We start from the raw sequence: 1,591 nt of genomic DNA, 5'->3' as shown, positions 1-1,591 counted from the left end.
AAAGTTTGGGAGTGTGGTGTTATGCAAAAGATGAAGATTCAAGAAGCAATTACAAGAACTCAAGAATGCCTTAATTCTTTTTGGCAAAAAGACAGTTCTTACATCATCCGGCAATTAAGCGAAGAGGTTGTCTGGATTGGAGCATTAGAAAAAGAATTTAAACAAGGTAAGGATAAGGTCATACAGGATTTAGTAGAAACTAGTAAAACCAATCCTAAATGTCATTTAATACATCAGGAATTCCGGTGTGTTGCCCATGACAGGAATTCCTGTCTGATTATGGGACGTTACTTGGTGAGCACAGATCAGGGAACTCAACTACTATTGCAAGAGGAGCAAAGAGTGACGTTTAGCTGGCATTTGAAAAATGATGAATTAAAAATTATACATATACATATTTCAAGCCCTCTTAAATACTTAGGGGTCAATCAGCTCTTTTCAAGTAAGAAAGAAATGAATTATGAATATCTGAAAAAATTAATAGAAAACGAGAATGGAAAAGATCATCGCTTAGAAATTAGGGATACGTATGGAAGCATACATTATTTGAAAGAGTCAGAGGTGGAATATGCAGAAGCCCAAAATCACTGTACGTTGTTTCACACTGTTAGGGAGAGCTGTATTGAAGCCAGAATTTCCTGGAAAGAATGCCAGAATATCTTGGGACAAGAATTTGTTAAGGTCCATCGCAGCTACATGGTAAATCGTAGTTATGTTAAGATTTTAAGAAGTACGGAATTGATAATGTTATCAGGATCGCATGTTCCTGTACCAGTAAAAAAATATCAGAATATTTATAAAGAACTTATGTACGTTTGATTATGGGATGTGACTAACAAAATATGGGTATAAAGCAAAGAAATAAATTATGTAAAACTAGGAGGATCGAACATGAAGGTAAGTGCTTTGCAGAAAGAGTGTGTAAATATTAAATTAAATAAAATCAATGGGGATTATGCCAGATTGGATTATCATGTTCTCATGGAAACAATGCCAGGAACAGATAAGAACTATTTTGCGTTATGGCCGGCAGATGACAGTATAAAAGGTCCATCCATACCATGGAGAAAACAGCCTTTAAAAACTTATGTAATGCAATCAGATTTTCTAAATGGCACAATTACAATGGAGGATTTGGGCTTAATTGAAAGAGGATATATTATAGGATATTCTCTTGCTCCTTACGATCCTAATTCTAGAATTAACAATTTCTGTTCAACCGCATATGTTTCTTCATTAGCACCAGGAACAGAAATAATTTATAAGAATATCAGCATTGATATTGATTCTGTTCAGTCTACATCTGTCTTAGTTAAATATGATACTTGTGTAAATTATCGTCCCTTTGATAATGAAAATTGGATTGGAGTATGGGATGCATTGAATGATATATATGTAGATTTACCAAAATGCGCATGTAGAGTGGAAAGCAATGCTCAGTCAGGGGATATAGCGTTGGATGGCTTTCCGGTAGTAGTTGGGCATAGTTATATAGTAGGTTACTTTACAGGCGGATGGAATAATAAGATGAGTGCTTTGTCACGAAGCGGTTTAGCTGCGATTACAACCTTTACAACTGAGTAATCGTTCT

Annotated in this window: 2 protein-coding genes; both read left to right on the top strand. The window is 35.1% G+C overall.

Going from position 1 to position 1,591, the window contains the following annotated elements; translation table 11 throughout:
- Positions 1 to 819, top strand: an 819-nt coding sequence (locus ACH2DQ_RS20295; protein WP_395028063.1) for a LytTR family transcriptional regulator DNA-binding domain-containing protein, incomplete at its 5' end; no start/stop codon positions are given.
- A gap of 72 nt (positions 820 to 891) precedes the next feature.
- Complete coding sequence (locus ACH2DQ_RS20290; protein ID WP_394911425.1) at positions 892 to 1,584, top strand: hypothetical protein; 693 nt, start codon at positions 892 to 894, stop codon at positions 1,582 to 1,584.
- Positions 1,585 to 1,591 lie beyond the last annotated feature (7 nt).

It is taken from the genome of Robinsoniella sp., from assembly GCF_034124845.1.
The sequence above is the reverse complement of the archived record's forward strand: the minus strand, read 5'-3'. Positions and strand labels throughout refer to the sequence as shown.